We start from the raw sequence: 20,592 nt of genomic DNA, 5'->3' as shown, positions 1-20,592 counted from the left end.
TTCAGGGTGCATCAGGATCGAGTCGGTAACAAGAGGGAACTGACTGGCGTCCAGGTAACCGTGTGCGACGCGTCCTCTCCTTCCCCCTTTCCTTCTTCTCTCAAGGAGCTGTGCTGTGTCCACATCGTCCACGCCCTCTGTGCTGAACGGACGCGGCTGGGGTGTGCTCTTGGTGCTGTGCGGAGCGATCTTCCTGGAAGGCATCGATGTGGCCATGCTCAATGTGGCCCTGCCGTCGATCCGCGCCGACCTGGGGATGTCCACCGGTGAGCTGCAGTGGGTGATGAGCGCGTACGTCGTGGGCTACGGCGGGTTCATGCTGCTGGGCGGAAGGGCGGCGGACCTCTTCGGCCGCCGGCAGATGTTCCTGCTCTGGCTCGCCGTCTTCCTGCTCTTCTCCGGCCTGGGCGGCTTCGCCGACGACGGGCCGACGCTCATCGTCGCCCGCTTTGTGACCGGGGTCGCGGCCGCGTTCATGACTCCGGCCGGACTGTCCATCATCACGACCAGCTTCGAGGAGGGGCCGCGGCGCGACAAGGCCCTCCTGATCTACTCCGGCACCGGCGGCGGAGGCTTCTCCGTCGGCCTGGTCGTCGGCGGGCTGCTGACCTCGGCCGACTGGCGCTGGGTGTTCTTCGCGCCTGTGGTCCTGTCGTTCTTCATCCTGATCGCCGCGCTGGCCCTGGTCCCCAAGTCCCCGCGGCCCGACCGCACCGGGCAGCGCGTCGATCTGCTCGGGGCGCTCACCGTGACCGGCGCGATCGTGCTCCTCGTCCTCGCCGTCGAACGCGCCGCCCACACCGGCCTCGGCCAGACGCTCGGCACCCTCGCCGCCGGCCTCGTACTCCTCACCGCCTTCGTGCTGACCGAACGCCGTGCGGCCGCTCCGCTGGTACGGCTGGGGATCTTCCGCAGCGGCGCCCTCGTACGCGCCAACCTCTCCGCGCTGTTCTTCGCCGGCGGCTTCTTCGGCTTCCAGTTCATCGCCGTGCTGTATCTGCGGGAGCTGCGCGGCTGGTCCACGGTCGAGACCAGCCTCGCGCTCCTGGTGATCGGCATCGACGCCGCGCTCTCACCCACGCTCACCCCCAAGCTCGTCAACCGCTTCGGCAACGCGCGGGTCGTCTTCGGCGGCCTGGTGCTGGCCGCGCTGTCGTACGCCCTGTTCCTGCCGGTCGGCGAGGACTGGACGTACGCGGCGATGTTCCCCAGCTTCATCGCCCTCGGCCTGGCCTTCTCCCTGGCGTACGGGCCGCTCACCATCATCGCGACCGAAGGCGTCCAGGAGGAGGAACAGGGTCTGGCCGGAGGTCTGCTCTACACCTCCTTCCAGTTCGGCGCCGCCCTCGGCCTGTCCACCGTCACCGCCGTCAACGTCGCCGCCACGGGCGAGGGCGGATCCCCGCAGACCCTGCTCGACGGCTACCACGCCGCCCTGCTCGTCCCGCTGATCGCGGCCGGGGTGGCCACGCTCATCAGCGCCTTCGGCCTCCGCGGCCGGCCCCGTGACGGGGCGGTGGCGACATGACGCCGAAGCTCGACTCCTTCTCGGATGTGGAGCGCGAGCCCGGCAGCCCGGCAGGTCAGTCGGCCGTGGTCAGCGCCGCGCGGGCGGCGGCGAGGATCTCATCCGAGAGGGGTGTGCCCTGGGTGGCCCTCGACAGGATCAGCGCCCCGACCATCGTGCTCAGCCGGCTGAGGCCGTCGTCCTCGTCGGTGGCGATGCGCCGCGCGAACTCGGCCACACCCTCGTTGAACCTGTCCCTGGCAACGGGCCCGCCCTGCCCCCGCCCGACGTCGACGGCGAGCGCGGCCACCGGACAGCCCTCCGCGGTGTCATCGCGGTGCTCGGCGGACAGATAGGCGTCGATCAGTTCGTTGGGGGACGCCGCGTCCGGCGAGACATGATGCCGGTCCGCGCCGTGGGCGACCGCTTCGAATGCCTGGGCGGTGGCCTCGTCGAAGAGCGCTTCCTTGGAGGCGAACTGCTTGTAGAACGCGCCGTGCGTGAGTCCGGCCGCCTTCATCAGCTCGGCGACGCTGACCTGGGCGCCCTGTTCCCGGAAGAGCCGTGCCGCGGTCTCCACCACACGCTGCCGGTTCTCCCGCGCCTGCGCCTGTGACGCGCGGCCCATGGCCCACCTCCCGCTTAGATTTCATTTGACATCTATCGTACCCGGATGTATAGATTATGTTCGTAATCTAATTGCGGGGCGGGTCGGCCGATCCCGCGGCGAAGACGAAAGGGAACGATCATGGAACTCAAGGGTGCGACCGTCGTGGTGACCGGCGCCAACCGCGGGCTGGGGCGCCACCTCGCCGAGCAGCTGATCCAGCGCGGGGCGAAGGTGTACGCGGCGGCACGCCGGCCGGAGACCGTGGACCTGGAAGGCGTCACGCCGCTCCGCCTCGACGTGACGGACGAGGCGTCGATCCGGGAGGCGGCCCGCATCGCCTCCGACGCGACACTGCTGATCAACAACGCCGGGATCGCCCTCTACAACCCCCTGATCGCCGGCGATATGGACTCGGCGCGCGCCGAGATGAACACCAACTTCTTCGGCCCCCTCGCCGCCACGCGCGCCTTCGCCCCGGTCATCGAGAAGAACGGCGGCGGCGCCGTCCTGAACATCCTCTCCGTGCTCTCTTGGTGGCACCCGGCCCAGGCCGGCTCCTACGCGACGTCCAAGGCGGCCGCATGGGCGATGAGCAGCGCCGTCCGCGAAGAGCTCGCGCCGCGCGGCATCGCCGTCTCCGCGCTGCACGTCGCCTACATGGACACCGACATGACGGCGAACGTGGCCGCCGAGGACAAGGCCGACCCCGCCCAGGTCGCGGCCCAGGCGCTGGACGGCATCGAGGCCGGCCTGCCCGAGATCCTCGCCGACGACACCACCCGGCAGGTCAAGCGCGGCCTGGCGGACGCCCCGGCGGCCGGCTGAGCCCGCTCTCCCGGCGGGAGCCCGCGCCGCCCGCACCCTCGCAAGACAGCCCAATTCTTCGTGATTGGCCATGTCCGGGCGGCGGGGGCATCCGGTGGAATGAGCGTGCTGTCGCCACCGTGGACTTCTACCGACGTATCAACGACCGCGTCAACGAACTGCTGGGTGGTCACGAGAGCGCGGAACTCCTCCTGGCGAGTGTCAACTTCGCCGTGGTCGACCGCTGCGATCGCGACTGGCTCGGCAGCCACGGGGTCGAGGTCATCACGCCCGAGGCGGCGGGCCGCGAGTTCGTCCAACGGCTCATCTTCGAGGAACTGACCCGACTGCTCGACACCGCGGACCTGTGTATCGAGGCCATCGTCAAGGAAGCGCTCGCCACAACACTTTCTTGAGCGGTCGATCCAGATAGCTTATGGTGAACGCATGGCAAGGACGCGGGAGTTCGACACCGAGGCGGCGGTGAGCCGCGCGATGGAGCTGTTCTGGGCGCGCGGATACGAGGGCACCTCGGTGCGCGACCTGACCCGGCACCTCGGGATCGGTCAGGGCTCCCTCTATGCCGCGTTCGGTGACAAGGACGGCCTGTACCGGGCCGCGCTGGAGCACTACCGCACCACGTTCGCGGCGGCCGCGCTGCGCAGCCTCGACGAGGGGGCGGACGCCCGGTCGGCGATCCGTACGATGCTGGTCGAGCGGGTCCGGATCGCCGTCGAACACGACGGCCGGGGCTGCCTGTTGATCAACGCCGCCTGTGAACGCGTACCGGAGGACGCGGCCACCCGGCGCACCGTACGCGACGTGCTGGGCGCCAGTCAGGGCGCGCTTGCCGAAGTGCTGCGGGTGGCGGCGGAGCGCGGCGAGATCGCGCCGCGGCACGATCCGCACACCCTCGCCGCCTTCCTTGTCACCTTCCTCAACGGGCTGCTTGTCTCCTCGAAGGTCACACCGGACCCGCGCGCCCTCGAACCCCTTGTGGAGGTCGCGCTGGCGACCCTCGACTGACTTTTTCATGCCCTCAATCTGTATCGGGCGATCCAGAAAAATTATCGACACCGGAGGACCCATGACCCCCTCACGGACCTCGACCACCCCCGCCCTCGGCGGCAGCCGATGGAACACCTTCCCGGCGACGGGCACCATGACCGCCCGCGAGTTCTTCACCGGCACCGAACCGCTGCTGCAGGGTGTCATCGATGCCCTGCGGAGCGTCGACCGCGAAATACTCGGCGCCCAGATCCACGCCACACTCGGCCTCGGCACCCGGGAGACCTCGCTGCCACTGGCCATCGGCCCCGACGCCGCCTCGGCGACCCGTGAACTGGGCACACAGGCCGAGGCCATCGGCCGGGAGATCGCCTCCTGGGCGACAGCGGCCCTGGACCGGCTGCTCACCCACCGGATATCACTGCCCGCGGGCCCACTCGTCGTCCGCGGCCACTGCTACGGCCATCTGCTCACCCACCCCGCGACCGACCTGCTCATGGGCCGCCGCGGCGGCCCCGTCACGATGCAGCTGTACAACGAATGGCTGCACCAGATGGTCCTGCTGCGCGACGCACTGCTGCCCTTCACCAACTGGCAGGAGGTCCCGCTCCGCATCACGCCGACCGGACTGCGGCACACCGAGCCGGCCCGCGACCGTTTCCTCACCGAACTCCTGGTCCGCCAGATCCGGCACACCAGCATCGTGAACTTCGCCCGCCACACCATCACCGGCAGCTCCGGCCCCGAAGGCTACGGCTTCGACCACGACGGCGGCACCGTCCTGCCCGCCGTCGTCGACGCGCCACCCTTCACCGCGCCCCGACACCTGCTGACCTGGCGCCCCAATCCGGCAGCCGGTGAATCCGCCACCTACGTCGCCGAGGTGCGGGACTACTACGCCGCACCCCGTACGCTCATCGAGCACCTGCCGCCCGCCACCGGAACACCGGGGCCGATCACCGCCCGTATCGTGGCCGAACCGGTCGTCGACGGGACCCGCACTGCCCACGTCGAAGTGACCCACGCGGCCGACAACGACGCCACCGCCCGCGTCGACCTCGGCCAATGCCTACGCGGCCACCGCTTCGCCCACCGCCAGGCCCCCGCCGCACACCCCGAGGCACCCGGCGACACCCGAACCGCGGACACGTGGGCCGTACTGCGCGCACCGGGGTTGGTGTGGACGGAGGGCGGCGACGTCACCCTGGACGCCACCGCGCAGGGCAACACCGTCGTTCTGGCCCTGCTCGGCCGGCTCTACCCGGACAACGTCGTCCTGCGCCCCGCCGACCGTCACGCCGGTCCAGTGATCGCGGCGAGGAACGGACCGAGCGGCCTCGTGATCGAAATTCGCCGCGAAGCACACCAGGAGAGCTGACAGGACATGATCTTCGACCACCATGAAGCCCCCGTCCGCACGGGCCGTGCCACCGCCAACGGAACGAGTCTGCACTACCGGACCGGTGGCTCCGGCCCGGCGGTGGTGCTGCTGCACGGCGTACCCAAGACCGGCTACCACTGGCGACACCTCGTCCCCAAGCTGACGCCACATCACACCGCCGTCGTACCGGACCTCCGCGGCCTCGGCGACTCCGCCCATCCCGCGGACGGATACGACTCCGCGACAATGAGCGACGACATCGCCGCGCTGATGACCCACCTCGGCCACGAGTCCTACAGCGTGATGGGAGAGGACTGGGGAGCGGTCATCGGCTACCAACTCGCCGCCCGCCACCGCGCTCATGTCAACGCCCTGGTCTTCGCCGAGGCGCTGTTCCCCGGGTTCGGCTTCGAGGACCACACCGCTCTCACCCCCGAGAACGTCTCGAGCGGGATGCACCTGTGGCATCTGGGCTTCTACTTCCAGCCGGACGTCCCCGAGATGCTGATCGCCGGGCACGAGCGTGAACTCATCACGTACATGCTCAAGACTGAACGCAGCCACCCGGACACGGCCACCGCCGAAGCAGTCGACGAATACGTACGCTGCTACTCCATGCCCGGCGGCATCCGCTCGATGCTGGCCATCTACCGGGCCATGCTCATCGACGCCGAACAGAACCGTCAGGCAGCCCAGAAGAAGCTGGACATCCCGGTACTCGCCCTCGGCGGCTCGGCCTTCATCGGCGACCGCAACGAGACCCAGATGCGGCTCATGGCCCACGACGTCACCGGCCACGTCTTCGACGCCGGACACGACCTCGCCGAGGAAGTACCGGACGAGGTGGCCGCCGTGGTACTGCCGTTCCTGGCCCTCGTGCACGCGGCTTGACTCGTCGTCGGCCTCGCGGGTGCGGGTGCGGGTGCGCTGCGCTTCGCGTTGGCTCCGCTTCGCTTCGCTGTGCCTGTGCGCCGTCTCGCGGCATTCGGCTTGTGCGGGTGCGGGTTTCGTCTCGGACCCTCCGGGTCCAAAGCGGCGGCAGCGGGAGGGAAGGGGGCGGCCGGCCCGGTGTCCCGGTCCCTCGGCCCGGCGGGCGGCTGGGCTCAAAGAGGCTCCGCTGCGCTCCGCCGCAGCTGCTGCCGCGCGGTGGCCAGTGAGCCGGCCCAGCGGCGCGCTGGACCGGGGCTCGGGAGCGCGACAGATGGGCGAGCACCGGCAGCCAGGACCGCCTCTCCACCCACCTGCTCTCAGAAAACCACTTGATGCGGTACTTGATGCAGAGCAAGCATCTTTCTAAGAGCAGGTGGGTGGAGAGCCTCAACCGGACGGGCCCCCACCGCTCCGGACGACCACCCACCGCCCCACCGCCCGCCGACCGGTGAGGGCCCGTTGGGCTGGACGGCGACGATGCCTGCGGCGCCCCTCCCCTTTCCCGTTGCTGGCTGCTGTGCGCCGAAGGCGCGAGACGATGCACGAGCGCGGCGTCCGGACCATGCCGTCCAGCGGTCGCCGGCCCGTTCGTCACGCTCGCGCACCCAGTCGAGCGCACCGCTGGACTGACCGGCTTGGCCACCGCGCGGCAGCAGCTGTGGCGGAGCGCAGCGGAGCCAGTTGTAAGCTCAGTCGCCCGCCGGGCCGAGGAACCAGGACAACGGGCCAGCCGCCCCCCATCCCTCCTCCTGCTGGCGCTTTGGGCCCGGAGGGTCCGAGACGAAACCCGCACCCACCGTATGTCTATGACTGTGTCCGGTGGCCCCACCGTTCCAGGGTTCGGTGGTCTCGTCTGAGGTGGCGTGGCGTTCGTCATGTGCCCGCGCCGCCCACCTGGAACCACACCGCCTTTCCGGGGCCGGGGCCATGGTGGCAGACGCCCCAGTCGGCGGCGCAACTGTCGATGAGGAACAGGCCCCGGCCGTTTTCGGTGTCCGCTGCGGCCCTGGTGAGGATGTGTGGCGAAGGAAGCCCGGGGGCGTCGTCACTGACGAGGACGCGGAGTGTGCCGAGGGCGCCCCACTCGGCGTAGAGGGTGACGGGTGCCGCGCAACCGCTGTGCAGGCAGGCGGTGACGGCGTTGGTGACGGCCTCGGAGGTGAGGAGGAGGGCGGTGTCGGTGAGGTCGGGGCGGTTGGCGGCGTGCAGGGCGGTGCGTACGGCTTCGCGGGCGGTGCGGACCCAGGTGGGGTCGGGTGGGAAGACGAGGGAGAAGTCGGCACGGGGGTGCTCGGGGCTCGTGGGCATGTTGCCTCCTTCGGCCAACGGCCTGATGGCGTGCGCCGGTTGGGGGGTTCGTCTTCGACGGTAGAGAAACAGGTTTCCAGTCTGCAACCTGGATGGCCTGATTCCCTCCAACGAGTGGATCCGGGCTGCCCCAAACGGGCAGACTGCTGCCGATCGCAAGGAGGACGCCATGGGCCTACGGGTCAACCCGACGCAACGACAGCGACGATTGGGTCTGGAGCTGCGGAGGCTCCGCAACGAGTGCGGCTTGTCCGCGGCGGAAGCGGGAGCCTTCGCAGGGCTGGGTTCACCGCACCTCGGGCACATCGAGGCGGGTCGAACGGCCATTCCCGAGGTGAAGCTCCGCGCGCTCCTTGCCGCGTACGGTTGCCGTAATGAAACTCTTGCTCGTGGGCTTGTGGCCATGAGTGGGTCGACGGGGAAGGGATGGTGGTCGGACTACCGCAAATCTCCGCTGGACGACAGCATCCCGGACCTCGCGGAGCTGGAGTCGACCGCCGTCGCCCATCGCTCGTTCCAGTGGATGTATGTGCCAGGGCTGCTCCAGACCCCGGAGTATGTACGAGCCCTCATCGCCGGTGGCGGGGTCGATGCCGACCCCAGCCTGCTGGACACCGCTGTCGAGTTCCGACTGAAGCGGCAGCAGGTGCTGATGGACGAGTCGCCGCCTGTCTTCCATGCGGTCATCCACGAAGCGGCCTTTCATATGCAGTTCGTGGACACCGAGATCATGCGAGGGCAGATCGAGCACTTGGTGGAGATGGCCAGGCTGCCTCATGTCCGTATCCAGCTACTGCCGTTCAAATCGAGCCTTTCCCCGGCGACGCCCGCCGCACCGTTTGTCCTCCTCGAAGCCGAGGCGGCCGAGTTGAATACCGTCTATGTGCAACACCCCGTGTCGTCCGCCTTCCTCGAAGACCAGACGCATCTCGCCCAGTACGGTGCGGCCTTCGAACGCCTCAGCGCCGACGCACTGCCGCCGATTGACCCCGGTCCCGAACGGCAGTCCTATAAGAGGAGTGATTCGCTTAGGCTCGTGCAGCACCTCTTGTACACCTTGTGAGGAGAACCTGATGTCCGGGCTCATGTGGCGTAAGTCGAGCTTCAGCAGCGGCGTGCCCAGCTCCGACTGCGTCGAGGTCGCGGCGTCGTGCAGAGACCTCATACTCCTGCGCGAGAGCGACGACCCGACCGCCGTCATCACCACCGCCCCGGCCCGGTGGGCCACCTTCATACGAGGCGTCAAACGCGGTGACTTCGACCGACTTCCGCAGTAGCGACTACTTGAGGAGCCGGAAGCCGGGCTGCTCGGCCCACGACTCCAGGCAGTCGCGGAGCCGCTGGACGGCGCAGGCCGACGGCGCTTCGGTCAACTCGACCACCAACACCGCGCCCATGGCGCGCGGCCTAGCCTGTGAGCCGATGGCGGCACGAGAAGGGAGCGGCGCGTGATCGTGTGGGTGAACGGTGCGTTCGGCAGCGGGAAGACGACCTTGGTGGAGGAGCTGCACCGGCGGCGGCCGGACGCGCTGGTCTTCGATCCCGAGCACATCGGCTATGTGCTCCGCGAGATCGTGGACATCCCCACCGGCAACTTCCAGGACCTGCCGCTCTGGCGCCGCCAGGTCGCCCACCTGGCACTCGGCCTTGCGCAGGACTACGGGCCGCGGCCGGTGCTCGCGCCGATGACCACAGTCCGCGCTCAGTACGCGGAGGAGATCTTCGGCCCGCTGCGGACGGCCGGGGTGGCCGTGCACCACTTCTTCCTCAAGGTCTCCCCGGAGGTCCTGGCCCAGCGTATCGACGCCCGGGTCCATCACGCGGATCCGGCTCGTGACGAGGAGGTCAAGCGGTGGTGCAAGGCCCAGATCCCGTTGTGTACGGCCGTGGCGGACGCGCTGCCCGCGGACACGGTCTTCCTGGATGGGGAACGGTCCGTGGGCGAGTCGGCGGACGAGGTGTTGGCCCGGGTGGACGGGGTGCCGCGGCCCGGTGGCGGATAACGCGGCCGGTCAGCCTTGAGCAGGGGCCCCGAGTGCCGCCGCCGTGGCGCGGGCGAACGCGTCCGGGTTGTCCAGCATGATGTTGTGTCCGCAGTCCGGGATCGCGACGACGGACACTCCGGCCTCGGTGAGCGCTTTGGCGCCGGGGAGCGGGGCGTCGGCCTCGGGCAGCAGGTAGGTGCGGGGGATCTTCAGGTCGAGTAGCAGCTCGCGCATGGTGGGGACGGTGCCGCGGGTGAGGTGGAGTGCGCTGCGGTGCAGTGCCTCGCGGCCGGCCAGGCGCATGGTGGACCACCAGTGGGGGCCGACCCGGTCGCGGACCTCTTGCCAGCCGCCCGCCAGGAACTCCTCTTCCGTGTACGCGGCGATACCGCTGCTGCCCGAAGAGCCGGGCTTGCGGGGGATCGGGTCGAGGTTGGCGTCGATGAGGACCAGGCGGGAGACCAGGTGGGGGTGGCGGGCGGCGAGGACGATGGCCACCGAGCCGCCCATGCTGTGGGCGATCAGTTCGGCGCCGGTGACATCTGCGCCGGCCAGCGCCGCGGCGAGGGTATCGGCGTGTGATTCCAGCGTGTAGTCGAAGTCCGTCGGCCGGTCGCTGATGCCGTGACCCAGCAGGTCGATCAGCAGCGAGCGGCGGCCGGCCAGGAGGGGGTGCAGCGCGATCTCCGCGAAGTAGGCGGAGGATGTGGCGCCCAGGCCGTGTACGTAGACGCGTGGCGGCTCCTGCCCCGGTAGCTCGACCCAGCGGATCCGGTCGCCCTCGGGCGTTACGGCGGCGTTGCGCATGGCCTGCTCTCCTGCGGTCACGATCGATGCATCGATGGAGGGATGAGAGTAGCCACACCAGAAGGCGGTGGACGCGGCGGCCCTCTGGTGCGCGCGGGGGCAAGGCGAGCACGAAGGAAGATCACTACTCTGCATGAGTGCTCTCCTACGACGAGTTGACATCACCGGAGCGCGAGCTGTGGGACGCGTTCCCCGAGGGACGCCGCGTGGACTTGCGTACGGGGGTGCCCGAGGACGACCGTGTGGCCGAGGGTGGGCAGTGGGGCCCCGGGCGGACGGTTCGGGCCGCCGTGATCGTGGCGCTCCTCTCGGGCGCGAACACCGCACAGCCGGGCGCGGTAGCGTGTCTGAGGCTCGCCGGGGGGCGGATATCCGGGCACCTCAACCTGGCCGGCGCGCAGATCGCTCACGCCCTCTGGCTCGAGGACTGCTGGTTCGAGGAGGGCGTGGATCTCTCCGGAGCGTCGACCCAGTCGATTGCGATCGTGGGCAGCCGAGTGCCGGGCGTGGAAGTCGGCATGATCCGTATCGAGGGACGCCTCGACCTGCGCCGCTCTCACCTGGAAAGCGGCTCTGCCTCGCCCTTCCACCGCAGGGTCACCGCCTTGTCGCTCATCAACGCCCATGTGAGCGGTGCCGTGAACCTCAACGGAGCTGAGATCATCGCACCGGGGGAGTGGGCGGTGTCCGCCGGCGGGCTGGTCGCGGAGGGCGGCGTCTACTGCGGGGACGGCTTCGTCGCGCACGGCGAAGTCCGTCTCATGGGGGCACAGTTGCCAGGCGGACTGCATATGAGGGGTGCACTACTGGAGCGCCCCGGTCGGCGCGGGGTGGCGCTCGCCCTGGACAACGCCGTGGCCTCGACGCTCGACTTCTCCGACGGGTTCCTCGCGAACGGGACCGTACGGCTGCGGGGTGCCCGGATCTCGGACAACCTGACCTTCGAAGGAGCCGTCCTGAACGGGTCGCCCGACGGCCACGGCCCGTCATTGGAGGCCCTGCGGATGCAGGCCGTCGACTTCGACCTCACCCTGGCCCGGCGGCCGTCCGGCACCGTGGACCTGCGAGGCGCGCAGGTGTCCTACCTCCACGACAGCGAGCACAGCTGGCCGGACGTGGTGGAGTTGGACGGCTTCGTGTATGGCTCCGTCAAGGGGGACGAGGCAGGGGAGCGGAGGGAGGCGGCGGGGCAGCCGGACTCCGTGGCACGCCGGGTGGCGTGGATACGACGCAGCCCGGGCTACAACCCGCAGCCCTATGAGCAGTTGGCGAGCTGGTACCGGAAGGGCGGCCACGACGACGACGCCCGCCGCGTCCTCCTGGCCAAACAGCGCCATCGGCGTCAAACTCTGCCCCCGGTCACGCGTGTGTGGGGGCACTTGCTCGACGTGACCGTCGGTTATGGCTACCGCCCCTGGTTGGCCGGCGTCTGGCTCCTCGCGCTGACCTTGCTGGGCACGCTCTCCTTCGGCGCTCACTCCCCCATCCCGGTCAAACGAGGCGAAGGCGCCCCGTTCCAGCCCCTCGTCTACACACTCGACCTCTTGATCCCCATCGGCGGTCTGGGCCAGCGCACGGCCTGGTACTGGTCGAACGACAGCCTCCAGTGGCTGGCCTACCTGCTGATCGCCTTCGGCTGGGTGCTGACGACCGCCATCATCGCGGGTGTCACCCGCACGCTGCAGAGAAGCTAGCGGGCGACAGCCGAACCTTCAGGGTCGTCCAGCCAACTCACCAGGTCTTGCCGGCCTGCTCGCGGATCGCGCGGTTGATCCGGTTGAAGAAGTTGGTCATCGCGATGTTCATGATGATCGCGGACAACTGCTTCTCGTCGAAGTGGTCGGTGGCGGCGTCCCAGATCTCGTCGGTCACCCCCGGCGCACCGTCCTGGATCCGGGTGGCGGCCTCGGTCAGGGCGAGCGCTGCCCGTTCCTCCTCGCTGAAGAAAGACGTCTCGCGCCATGTGACCACGTTGTGCAGCCGCTCATCGGTCTCTCCGTGCTTCTTGGCCGACTCGACCCCGGCGAAGACGCACGGGCTGCAGCCGTTGATCTGGCTGGCGCGCAGATGGACCAGTTCGAGTACGAGCGGGTCGGCGCCGGAGCCGTGAATCGCCTTCATGAGGTGTTGGATCCCGGTGAGGACATCGGCGTTCACCGGGCCCTTCATACGTGCTTCCATCGATCTCGCTCCCTCATCGGTTACCTGTGCCCGTTCGGGCACGTCATCCCCATGACGGAGCGGATCCGAGGAAGGTAACAACATGTCCGACACCAGCCCGACGGACCCGGTGGCCAAGGCGTTCGAGGCCCAGCGCGGCCGGTTGCGCGCGGTCGCCTACCGCATGCTGGGCTCGCATGCCGACGCCGAGGACGCGGTACAGGAGGCTTGGCTGCGGCTCTCCCGCCAGGACACGGCGACCATCCACAACCTCGTCGGCTGGCTGACCACGGTGGTCGGACGGATCAGCCTCGATGTCCTGCGTTCGCGCCAGGCCCACCCCGCGGCGTCCTACGACGACCGGCTGCCCGAGCTCGTGGTGACGGTCGACGACGGACCCGCGCCGGAGGACGATGTGGCGCTCGCCGACTCGGTCGGGCTCGCCCTCCTGATCGTTCTGGATTCGCTCGGGCCGAGCGAGCGGCTGGCGTTCGTACTGCACGACCTGTTCGCGGTGCCGTTCGACGAGATCAGCCAGATCCTCGGCAAGTCCACCGCCGCCACCAAGATGCTCGCCAGCCGCGCCCGTCGGAAAGTACACACAGCCCAGCGGCCGATATCCGGAGGGCGGGAGCAGCGAGCGGTGGTCCAGGCATTCCTGGCGGCGGCTCGCCACGGCGACTTCGAGGGGTTGCTGCGCGTACTCGACCCCGAGGTGAGGCTGACCGTCGAAACCCCCGATGGTGTGGCCGTCGTCCTCGGCGCCACCCAGGTCGCCGCCAGGGCGCGGCTGTCCGCCGGTACGGCCCCGCGCGGGCGGGCGGCGCTCGTCAACGGGGAGCCCGGGATCGTGTCGTGGCACGAGGACGGCACCCCGCTCTCGGTCATGGCGTTCACCGTCGTCGACGGCCGGATCGCCCGTATCGCGGTCGTCATCGATCCGGCCAGGCTCGCGTCGATGGATCTGCCGGGGCCGGTGTGAGTCGCCGCAGTGCGGGCAGGCGCGCTTGTCGCACGGCCTCCGCCGTAAGCCGTTGTCGGTGCGAGTAGTTACCGTCATGGCGCTGCGGCAACCGTCGTCGGCGATCGCCTTCCAGAGGAAAGGGCGCCCATTGTGACCGATCTGTTCGCCGTGTCCATCGACAGTGTCGAGGAATGCACCGTGCGCGGGAGGCTGCACATCATCAACCCCGATGCCGCCTTCGTCCCCAAGGGGCCACCTTTCCCGCTGGCCCTGCTGGTGGACGCGTGGTTCCTTTTGTCGAACGGGTTCCTGAGGGACGGCGACGGCATGCCCAGCCGCCCGGACCGGTATCCGTATTCCACGGAGCGGGGCATGGAGATCGTGGCCGGTATGCGGATGAAGGATGAGTTCCGCGAGCTCTACGACGCGGTTCGCGGCAAGAAGATACGAGTCACCGACGACGGATATCTGCTCGCGGACGACGGCATAAGCGTGCTCATTCCCCGGCGTACGGCGAGAGCCGTGTACGGAGCGGAACTGGGGGGTGCATCCGGGTATGACGGCATTTCTCACTATGTCTTGACGGAGAGCGATCCCGTCGAGTTCTCCTGCCGAGCCTTCGAGATCGTGACCTCCTACGAGACAGGCCCGATCCGCAACGTCCCCCTGCGGAGTGAGGTCGAGGAGCTGCCCTGCAGCGACTTTACGTTCACGGTGAGCCACCCGGCCTATCTCGAGCATGTGGTCGGTGGAATGCGCTGGTCGACAACCCACACCGGGCAGGTCTAGTCGGCTGAGCGCAGGTAGTTGTAGACCGTTGCCCTGGACACCCCCAGCAGCTCCGTCACCACCTGCACGGAGTGCTTGACCTGAAGAAAGCCGCGGGTTTTGAGGGAGCGTACGAGCTCTTTCTTCGCGGCGGAGCCGAGGCTGCGCGCCGTGTGGCCGCGGGCCGCGGCGAATTCCTCGACGACGGTGCGGAGTTCGTCGGCGGTGCGGGCGCGCAGGGTTTCGGTGAGGGGCTGTTCCTGGTCGTCGGTTCTGACCAGGTTGTTGAGGCTGCGGGCGACGCTGGCGAACAGCGAGACGTCGAGGTTGAGGCAGATGGCGGCGATGTATTCGCCCGCGCCGTTCTTGATGCCGATCGAGGTGCTTTTGGCCGGGCGGCCGTCGGGGAAGCGGTTGGGGTAGTTCTGGACGATGTCCGGGAAGCCGGGGTCCTGGATACGGGCGATGCCGAGCTCGGTGGCGGGGTCGCCGACGGAGCGGCCGGAGAGATTGCTCTCTATGGCCCGGATGGCGTGTTCGGGGTCGCGCAGATCGTGCAGCACGACCTCGCACAGGCCCGGGAACATCCGGCCGATGGCGACGACGATCTTCTCGGCCTCGCGCAGCAGCAGGTCGTCCTCGGCGGTCATGGTCTGCCTTCCTGATCGGCGAAGCCTTGATCGGTGAAACCTTGATCGGTGAAACCTTGATCGGTGAAGAGGGCGTTCATCGCGGTCGCCGCCTTGAGCCCCGAGCCCGTCAGCAGCACGACGGTCGTCTCGCCCGGCCGGATCGCGCCCCGGGCGCGGAAGACGTCGATCGCGGCGGCCGCGGTCGCGCTGGTCGGCTCCGCGTACAGGCCCATGGCGGCCAGCCGGCGGACCGCGGTGGCGATGTCGTCCTCGGGGATGGCCGCCATGTCGCCGTCCGAGCGGCGGACGGCCTGGACGACCTCCGGCAGCCGGATGGGCTCGCGGATGGCGGTGCCCTCGGCGACGGTGGGGGCGAAGGGGGCGGCGGCCCGGTCGTGGAACGCCGCGTGGATGGGGGCGCAGTTGGCGGGCTGGGCGACGAGCAGCCGGGGACGGCGCCGGATCTGGCCGGAGGCCAGCAGTTCGGAGAAGCCGATGTCGCAGCCCAGGACGGTGGAGCCGGCGCCGGCCACGGTGATGACGTTGTCCGGGGCCGTGAAGCCCAGGTCCTCCCACAGCTCGTACGCGAGGGTCTTGGTGCCCTGGAGGAAGAACGGGTGCCAGTTGTGGCTCGCGTAGTACGTACGCTCCGACCGGCGCAGCGCCTCCGCCGCGGTGGCGTCCCGGTCGCCCGGGACGAGCTCGACCCGCGCTCCGTACGCGCGGCTCTGGAGCACCTTGGTGGGGGAGGTGGCCTCGGGGGCGAGGATCGTGGCCCGGATGCCGGCGGCCGCGCAGTACGCCGCGACGGAGGACCCGCCGTTGCCGGAGCTGTCCTCGATGACCTCCGGCACGCCCCGCTGCGCCAGCAGGGAGATCATCACGCTGGTGCCGCGGTCCTTGAAGCTGCCGGTGGGGCTGAACCACTCCAGCTTGAAGCGGACCGGGACCTCCCCCCAGACCTTCTCGACCAGCGGGGTGCAGCCCTCGCCGAGCGACACCGGGGCGGCGATGTCAACGGGCAGGGCCGCCCGGTAGCGCCACAGCGAACGGGTGCCGGTGTCCACGTCCTCGCGGGTGATGCCGGGCAGGGGGGAGACGGTCAGCGGGGCGCCGTCGTCGCTGCACCAGCGCGGGTCGGTGAGCGGGTAGCGGGCGCCGGATCGCTCGTCCAGGTAGTGGGGTTCGGGGTGGTGGGGTTCGGGGTGGCTGGGTTCAGGGTGGTGGGGTTCAGGGTGCACTTTAGAAATTCTGTTTAGTTGTGGATGATAGGTCAAGAGGGCTCGGTCAGAGGTGGCCGTACAGGCGCTCCAGAACCGCCGCCACCCCGTCCTCGTCATGGTCCGGAGCCACCTCGTCCGCGACGGCGATCAGACCCGGGTGTGCGTTGCCCATCGCCACCCCGTACCCGGCCCACTCCAGCATCGGGATGTCGTTCGGCATATCGCCGAAGGCGATCGTGTCCTCGGGCGAGAAGCCCATACGCTCCGCCGCGCGCCCCAGCCCCATGGCCTTGTCCACCCCCGCCGGCAGCACCTCGATCATGCCCTTCTCGGAGTGCGTCACCGACACCTCGTCCCCGCCCGCCAGCGCCGCGGCCGCCGCGACCCGGGCGTCGGGCAGCTCGCGATGGCGCATCAGCACCTTCTCGATCGGCTGCGCCCACAGCTCCTCCCGGCTGCCCACGAGCCCCCAGTCGGGGCGCATCCGGTCGGTGAAGCGCGGCGTGATCACGAAGCGGTTCTCGGGCGCGGCGGTGACCACCGCCAGCTCCAGCGGGCGCCCGCCCAACTCCTCCTCGGTGCGCTTGACCACCGCCCGCGCCAGGTCCAGGTCCAGCGCCGCGGAGACCAGCAGCCGGTCCGCCGAGGCGTCGTACAGCTGCGCGCCCTGTCCGCATACCGCGAGCCCCTGATAGCCGATGGCGACCAGGAACTCCCGGCAGGAGGTGGCCGGTCGGCCGGTGACGACCAGATGGCGCGCCCCGGCGCGGTCCGCGAGGGCGAGCGCCGCGCGGGTACGGGCCGAGACGGTCAGGTCGGTGCGCAGCAGCGTGCCGTCGAGGTCGGTGGCCACCAGCCGGAAGGGCGGCGGGCCGGCGGTGTCCGGGAGGGGCGCGGAGCCCGAGCGGGGCCGTGGCAGCCTGAGTGCGGTGGCCGGTGCCGGCGTGGCGTCAGCGGTGTGCACGTGCCGGTGTCCCTTTCGTGTCCTGTGTCCTCGGGCCCGCGGCAGTGCGCACAGGTATGTGCGCGGGTATGCGCGCGACACGGACCGCCGCCCCCGCGCGACGGCCGAGCCGGTGATCGAGCCGGTGATCGAGCCCCTGAATTCGGAGCCAGAATGGCGGCTCGGGCGGGTCCGATCAAGCCGCCTTGACAGCCACGCTTCCCTCCGCCACATATCGCGGCAGCCGGTAGGGGAGTCTGCCGTACCACAGCCGCGACAGGGTGAAGCCGAACGACAGGCAGATGACGCCGCCGACGGCGTCCAGCCAGAAGTGGTTGGCCGTCGCCACGATCACCATCAGCGTGGCCGCCGGGTACAGCAGCCCCAGCGCCTTCACCCACACCGCGCGGGCCAGTACGGCGATGGTGACGCCGCACCACAGCGACCAGCCGATGTGCATCGACGGCATCGCCGCGTACTGGTTCGACATATTGGCCAGATTCCCCGAGGCCATCGACCCCCAGGTGTCGTGCGCCACGACGGTGTCGATGAAGTGGCCCCCGGTCATCAGCCGGGGCGGGGCCAGCGGGAAGAAGTAGTAGCCAAGCAGCGCCACGCCGGTGGTCGCGAAGAGCGCCAGCCGGGTGGCGGCGTACCGGCCGGGGTGCCGGCGGTAGAGCCACACCAGCACGCCGAGGGTCACGATGAAGTGCAGTGTGGCGTAGTAGTAGTTCATTCCTACGATCAGCCAGCCGACCGAGTCGATCGCGTGGTTGACGTCGTACTCGAAGGCCATGCCGAGTTGGTGCTCCCACTCCCAGATCCAGTCGGCGTTGCGCAACGCCTCATGCCGCTGCTCCGGGACGGCGTTGCGGATCAGGGAGTACGTCCAGTAGCTGACGGCGACGAGGACGATCTCGAACCAGAGCCGGGGTCTGCGGGGGGTGCGGAGCCGGTCCAGGAGCCTTTGGGGTGGCGCTGGGCGCGTACCGGCCCCCGCTTGGCTCCCCTCGATGGGTGACGGAGTGGCCGTCCGGCTTGCCAGAGTCCTCACAGTCGTTTCACCCATGGGGCGACAGTCTGCCAGAAGCGGCCCAGCGGCAGATCGCCCTTCGGGCCGGTCTTGACGCCTTATGTCCTGCTCCGGCCCGCCCCGCATATGGCGTAGTCCGCCGTACGCCCGGTTATGTCCCGCGCCCATGTTCCGCCCATGTCCCGCCCATGTCCCGCCTACGCCCCGGGGCCGCCCCGCGCCCCCGCCCCGTGGGCCGAGGCCGTGGAGCCGCGGACCACCAGCTCCGGGAGGAAGACGAATTCGCTGGGCGGGGCCGGGGTGCCGCCGATCTCCTCCAGCAGGGCCCGCACCGCGGCCTGGCCCATCGACTGCACGGGCTTGCGGATGGTGGTCAGCGGCGGGTCCGTGAAGGCGATCAGCGTCGAGTCGTCGAAGCCGACCACCGAGATGTCCCGCGGTACGGCCAGGCCCTGCTGCCGGGCCGCCCGTATGGCGCCGAGCGCCATCATGTCGCTTGCGCAGACCACCGCCGTACAGCCGCGTTCGATCAGCGCGCCGGCCGCCGCCTGGCCGCCCTCCAGCGTGTAGAGCGAGTGCTGGATCAGCTCTTCGGACTTCTCGGGCGCGACCCCCAGCTGTTCTTGCATCGCGCGCTGGAAGCCCTCGATCTTCCGCAGTACGGGCACGAACCGCTTGGGGCCGAGCGCCAGCCCGATCCGGGTGTGGCCGAGCGAGGCCAGATGGGTCACCGCCAGCAGCATCGCCGCCCGGTCGTCGGGCGAGATGAAGGTCGCCCGCACCTTGGGGGAGTAGCCGTCGACCAGGACGAACGGCACGCCCTGGCCGCGCAGTTGGTCGTAGCGCTGCATATCGGCGCTGGTGTCCGCGTGCAGCCCGGAGACGAAGATGATCCCCGCCACCCCGCGGTCCACCAGCATCTCGGTCAGCTCGTCCTCGGTCGAGCCGCCCGGCGTCTGGGTGGCCAGCACCGGGGTGTAGCCCTGGCGGGTCAGCGCCTGCCCGATCACCTGGGCGAGCGCGGGGAAGATCGGGTTCTCCAGCTCGGGGGTGATCAGGCCGACAAGACCCGCGCTGCGCTGCCGCAGCCGCACCGGCCGCTCGTATCCGAGCACGTCGAGCGCGGCCAGGACGGATTCGCGGGTGGCCGCCGCCACGCCGGGCTTGCCGTTCAGGACGCGGCTGACGGTGGCCTCGCTGACCCCCGCCTGGGCTGCGATGTCAGCGAGCCGTGCGGTCATGGGGCTGGACTGTACCGGTCGCATGTCAGATTGCCCACCACGCGCAGGAATCGGCGGGAATGCGCACCGTGCCCGCCCCGTGCTCCAGCGGGGCCGAGGACAGCAGCGCACGCCCTGGAACGGGCAGTTCCACCCCCTCGTCGAGGGTGTTGACGGTGCATACGAACCCCGGGCGGGACAGCGCGAGCACCCCCTCGGGTGCGTCCAGCCACTCCATCGGGGTGTCGCCGAGGCCGGGCACCTCCTTGCGCACCGCGAGCGCCGCGCGGTACAGCTCCAGCGTAGAGTCCGGGTCGCCGGTCTGGGCCTCGACCGACAGATCCCGCCAGCCCGTGGGCTGCGGCAGCCAGCTGCCGCCGGGGCCGAAGCCGTACGACTCCCCACCGCGCGCCCAGGGGATGGGCACCCGGCAGCCGTCCCGGAAGCCGTCCTGGCCGCTCTCGTGGAAGGTGCGGAAGAAGGCCGGGTCCTGGCGGCAGTCGTCCGGCAGGTCCGTGACCTCCGGAAGCCCCAGTTCCTCGCCCTGGTAGATATACGTCGAACCGGGCAGCGCCAGCATCAGCAGGGCGGCGGCCCGGGCCCGCCGCAGGCCCTGGGCGGGGCTGTGCTCGGCGTAGCGGGTGGGGTGCCGGACCACGTCGTGGTTGGAGAGCACCCAGGTGGTGGGGGCGCCCACGGAGGCGGTCGCGGCCAGCGAGTCGTCGATCACCTCGCGCATCGCGGCCGCGTCCCACGGGCACCTGAGGAACTGGAAGTTGAAGGCCTGGTGCAGTTCGTCGGGGCGCACGTACAGCGCCAGCCGCTCGGAGGTGGGGGCCCACGCCTCGGCGACGCCGATGCGCGCCGGGCCGGCGTGGTTCTGGCTGTAGGAGTCCAGCAGCCGCCGCCAGGAGCGGTGGATCTCGTGCACCCCGTCCTGGTCGAAGAACGGCAGCACCTGCGCGCCGATCAGCTTGGCCTGTTCGGTGCGGCCGATATCGGGCAGACCCGCGGCCTTGACCATGCCGTGCGCGACATCGATACGGAAGCCGTCCACGCCCAGGTCCAGCCAGAACCGCAGGACGGACGCGAACTCCTCGGCGACCTCGGGGCACTCCCAGTTGAGATCGGGCTGCTCGGGCGCGAAGAGGTGCAGATACCACTCGCCGGGGGTGCCGTCGGGGTCGGTGGTACGGGTCCAGGCGGGGCCGCCGAAGACCGACTCCCAGTCGTTGGGGGGCAGCTCGCCGTCCGCGCCCCGGCCCGGCTGGAAGTGGTAGCGCTCGCGGGCCGCCCCCCGAGGTCGGTC

22 protein-coding genes are annotated in these 20,592 nt (G+C 69.9%); 12 read left to right on the top strand and 10 right to left on the bottom strand.

What is annotated here, in order from left to right:
• Positions 1-142 precede the first annotated feature (142 nt).
• Positions 143-1,528, top strand: a complete 1,386-nt coding sequence (locus ACWDSL_RS35790; protein ID WP_450492125.1) for an MFS transporter — start codon at positions 143-145, stop codon at positions 1,526-1,528.
• A 55-nt stretch (positions 1,529-1,583) separates the two neighbouring features.
• Here the strand turns inward: ACWDSL_RS35790 and ACWDSL_RS35785 are convergent, their stop codons facing one another.
• On the bottom strand, positions 1,584-2,135 hold the full coding sequence (locus ACWDSL_RS35785; RefSeq protein ID WP_450492115.1) for a TetR family transcriptional regulator: 552 nt from the start codon (positions 2,133-2,135) through the stop codon (positions 1,584-1,586).
• 120 nt (positions 2,136-2,255) lie between these two features.
• Here ACWDSL_RS35785 and ACWDSL_RS35780 point away from each other — a divergent pair, with 120 nt between their 5' ends.
• The 5 genes from ACWDSL_RS35780 to ACWDSL_RS35760 all read left to right on the top strand — a co-directional run bounded on the left by ACWDSL_RS35780 (position 2,256) and on the right by ACWDSL_RS35760 (position 6,201).
• Entirely contained in the window at positions 2,256-2,942 is a 687-nt protein-coding gene (locus tag ACWDSL_RS35780; protein WP_450492114.1) for an SDR family oxidoreductase, read from the top strand.
• 119 nt (positions 2,943-3,061) lie between these two features.
• The gene (locus ACWDSL_RS35775) at positions 3,062-3,337 is read left to right on the top strand and encodes a hypothetical protein (RefSeq protein WP_450492113.1); all 276 of its coding nucleotides are present in this window, start codon (positions 3,062-3,064) and stop codon (positions 3,335-3,337) included.
• A 31-nt stretch (positions 3,338-3,368) separates the two neighbouring features.
• Positions 3,369-3,947 (top strand): TetR/AcrR family transcriptional regulator, encoded by a 579-nt coding sequence (locus tag ACWDSL_RS35770; protein ID WP_450492112.1) that lies wholly within the window; start codon positions 3,369-3,371, stop codon positions 3,945-3,947.
• A gap of 61 nt (positions 3,948-4,008) precedes the next feature.
• Positions 4,009-5,307 (top strand): hypothetical protein, encoded by a 1,299-nt coding sequence (locus ACWDSL_RS35765; protein WP_450492111.1) that lies wholly within the window; start codon positions 4,009-4,011, stop codon positions 5,305-5,307.
• A 6-nt stretch (positions 5,308-5,313) separates the two neighbouring features.
• Positions 5,314-6,201, top strand: a complete 888-nt coding sequence (locus tag ACWDSL_RS35760) for an alpha/beta fold hydrolase (RefSeq protein WP_450492110.1) — start codon at positions 5,314-5,316, stop codon at positions 6,199-6,201.
• Positions 6,202-7,113: 912 nt separating this feature from the next.
• Here the strand turns inward: ACWDSL_RS35760 and ACWDSL_RS35755 are convergent.
• Entirely contained in the window at positions 7,114-7,548 is a 435-nt protein-coding gene (locus tag ACWDSL_RS35755; protein ID WP_450492109.1) for an ATP-binding protein, read from the bottom strand.
• 169 nt (positions 7,549-7,717) lie between these two features.
• Between ACWDSL_RS35755 and ACWDSL_RS35750 the strand changes: the two genes are divergently transcribed.
• The 3 genes from ACWDSL_RS35750 (at position 7,718) to ACWDSL_RS35740 (ending at position 9,551) form a co-directional block, all read left to right on the top strand.
• Positions 7,718-8,611, top strand: coding sequence for a helix-turn-helix domain-containing protein (locus ACWDSL_RS35750; protein ID WP_450492108.1), 894 nt, complete (start codon positions 7,718-7,720; stop codon positions 8,609-8,611).
• Positions 8,612-8,621: 10 nt separating this feature from the next.
• The gene (locus tag ACWDSL_RS35745) at positions 8,622-8,825 is read left to right on the top strand and encodes a DUF397 domain-containing protein (protein WP_450492107.1); all 204 of its coding nucleotides are present in this window, start codon (positions 8,622-8,624) and stop codon (positions 8,823-8,825) included.
• Between the two features lie 171 nt (positions 8,826-8,996).
• Positions 8,997-9,551 carry an AAA family ATPase gene (locus ACWDSL_RS35740; RefSeq protein WP_450492106.1) on the top strand — a complete coding sequence of 185 codons (555 nt, stop codon included), beginning with the start codon at positions 8,997-8,999 and terminating at the stop codon, positions 9,549-9,551.
• Between the two features lie 9 nt (positions 9,552-9,560).
• Here ACWDSL_RS35740 and ACWDSL_RS35735 read toward each other — a convergent pair whose 3' ends face one another.
• Complete coding sequence (locus ACWDSL_RS35735) at positions 9,561-10,340, bottom strand: alpha/beta fold hydrolase (protein WP_450492124.1); 780 nt, start codon at positions 10,338-10,340, stop codon at positions 9,561-9,563.
• Positions 10,341-10,477: 137 nt separating this feature from the next.
• Here ACWDSL_RS35735 and ACWDSL_RS35730 point away from each other — a divergent pair, with 137 nt between their 5' ends.
• Positions 10,478-12,034 carry an oxidoreductase gene (locus tag ACWDSL_RS35730; RefSeq protein ID WP_450492105.1) on the top strand — a complete coding sequence of 519 codons (1,557 nt, stop codon included), beginning with the start codon at positions 10,478-10,480 and terminating at the stop codon, positions 12,032-12,034.
• Positions 12,035-12,071: 37 nt separating this feature from the next.
• Here ACWDSL_RS35730 and ACWDSL_RS35725 read toward each other — a convergent pair whose 3' ends face one another.
• Positions 12,072-12,521 carry a carboxymuconolactone decarboxylase family protein gene (locus ACWDSL_RS35725; protein WP_450492104.1) on the bottom strand — a complete coding sequence of 150 codons (450 nt, stop codon included), beginning with the start codon at positions 12,519-12,521 and terminating at the stop codon, positions 12,072-12,074.
• Positions 12,522-12,603: 82 nt separating this feature from the next.
• Between ACWDSL_RS35725 and ACWDSL_RS35720 the strand changes: the two genes are divergently transcribed.
• Together ACWDSL_RS35720 and ACWDSL_RS35715 are read left to right on the top strand one after the other, a co-directional pair.
• Positions 12,604-13,482 carry a sigma-70 family RNA polymerase sigma factor gene (locus ACWDSL_RS35720; RefSeq protein ID WP_450492103.1) on the top strand — a complete coding sequence of 293 codons (879 nt, stop codon included), beginning with the start codon at positions 12,604-12,606 and terminating at the stop codon, positions 13,480-13,482.
• A 132-nt stretch (positions 13,483-13,614) separates the two neighbouring features.
• Complete coding sequence (locus ACWDSL_RS35715) at positions 13,615-14,253, top strand: hypothetical protein (RefSeq protein ID WP_450492102.1); 639 nt, start codon at positions 13,615-13,617, stop codon at positions 14,251-14,253.
• Here ACWDSL_RS35715 and ACWDSL_RS35710 read toward each other — a convergent pair.
• From ACWDSL_RS35710 to ACWDSL_RS35685, 6 genes are all read right to left on the bottom strand, one after another.
• Positions 14,250-14,882: a helix-turn-helix transcriptional regulator gene (locus tag ACWDSL_RS35710; RefSeq protein ID WP_450492101.1), complete on the bottom strand. Its 633-nt coding sequence runs from the start codon at positions 14,880-14,882 to the stop codon at positions 14,250-14,252. The genes ACWDSL_RS35715 and ACWDSL_RS35710 overlap by 4 nt on opposite strands.
• A complete protein-coding gene (locus ACWDSL_RS35705) occupies positions 14,879-16,039 on the bottom strand; it encodes a threonine synthase (protein ID WP_450492123.1) in 1,161 nt (386 codons plus the stop codon). Before ACWDSL_RS35705 ends, ACWDSL_RS35710 begins: the two co-directional genes overlap by 4 nt.
• 112 nt (positions 16,040-16,151) lie before the next feature.
• Entirely contained in the window at positions 16,152-17,051 is a 900-nt protein-coding gene (locus tag ACWDSL_RS35700) for an HAD family hydrolase (RefSeq protein WP_450492100.1), read from the bottom strand.
• Positions 17,052-17,226: 175 nt separating this feature from the next.
• The gene (locus tag ACWDSL_RS35695) at positions 17,227-18,099 is read right to left on the bottom strand and encodes a phosphatase PAP2 family protein (protein WP_450492099.1); all 873 of its coding nucleotides are present in this window, start codon (positions 18,097-18,099) and stop codon (positions 17,227-17,229) included.
• A 161-nt stretch (positions 18,100-18,260) separates the two neighbouring features.
• Positions 18,261-19,304 (bottom strand): LacI family DNA-binding transcriptional regulator, encoded by a 1,044-nt coding sequence (locus tag ACWDSL_RS35690; protein WP_450492098.1) that lies wholly within the window; start codon positions 19,302-19,304, stop codon positions 18,261-18,263.
• 25 nt (positions 19,305-19,329) lie between these two features.
• On the bottom strand, positions 19,330-20,592 hold a 1,263-nt coding region (locus ACWDSL_RS35685), incomplete at its 5' end, for an alpha-amylase family glycosyl hydrolase (protein ID WP_450492097.1).

It is taken from the genome of Streptomyces sp. NPDC000941, assembly GCF_053599555.1.
The sequence above is the reverse complement of the archived record's forward strand: the minus strand, read 5'-3'. Positions and strand labels throughout refer to the sequence as shown.

Coding starts and splice junctions, on each gene's coding strand:
- ACWDSL_RS35785 (WP_450492115.1), bottom strand. CDS start 2,135: ATGGGCCGCGCGTCACAGGCGCAGGCGCGGGAGAACCGGCAGCGTGTG.
- ACWDSL_RS35780 (WP_450492114.1), top strand. CDS start 2,256: ATGGAACTCAAGGGTGCGACCGTCGTGGTGACCGGCGCCAACCGCGGG.
- ACWDSL_RS35770 (WP_450492112.1), top strand. CDS start 3,369: ATGGCAAGGACGCGGGAGTTCGACACCGAGGCGGCGGTGAGCCGCGCG.
- ACWDSL_RS35765 (WP_450492111.1), top strand. CDS start 4,009: ATGACCCCCTCACGGACCTCGACCACCCCCGCCCTCGGCGGCAGCCGA.
- ACWDSL_RS35760 (WP_450492110.1), top strand. CDS start 5,314: ATGATCTTCGACCACCATGAAGCCCCCGTCCGCACGGGCCGTGCCACC.
- ACWDSL_RS35755 (WP_450492109.1), bottom strand. CDS start 7,548: ATGCCCACGAGCCCCGAGCACCCCCGTGCCGACTTCTCCCTCGTCTTC.
- ACWDSL_RS35750 (WP_450492108.1), top strand. CDS start 7,718: ATGGGCCTACGGGTCAACCCGACGCAACGACAGCGACGATTGGGTCTG.
- ACWDSL_RS35745 (WP_450492107.1), top strand. CDS start 8,622: ATGTCCGGGCTCATGTGGCGTAAGTCGAGCTTCAGCAGCGGCGTGCCC.
- ACWDSL_RS35735 (WP_450492124.1), bottom strand. CDS start 10,340: ATGCGCAACGCCGCCGTAACGCCCGAGGGCGACCGGATCCGCTGGGTC.
- ACWDSL_RS35725 (WP_450492104.1), bottom strand. CDS start 12,521: ATGGAAGCACGTATGAAGGGCCCGGTGAACGCCGATGTCCTCACCGGG.
- ACWDSL_RS35720 (WP_450492103.1), top strand. CDS start 12,604: ATGTCCGACACCAGCCCGACGGACCCGGTGGCCAAGGCGTTCGAGGCC.
- ACWDSL_RS35710 (WP_450492101.1), bottom strand. CDS start 14,882: ATGACCGCCGAGGACGACCTGCTGCTGCGCGAGGCCGAGAAGATCGTC.
- ACWDSL_RS35695 (WP_450492099.1), bottom strand. CDS start 18,099: ATGGGTGAAACGACTGTGAGGACTCTGGCAAGCCGGACGGCCACTCCG.
- ACWDSL_RS35690 (WP_450492098.1), bottom strand. CDS start 19,304: ATGACCGCACGGCTCGCTGACATCGCAGCCCAGGCGGGGGTCAGCGAG.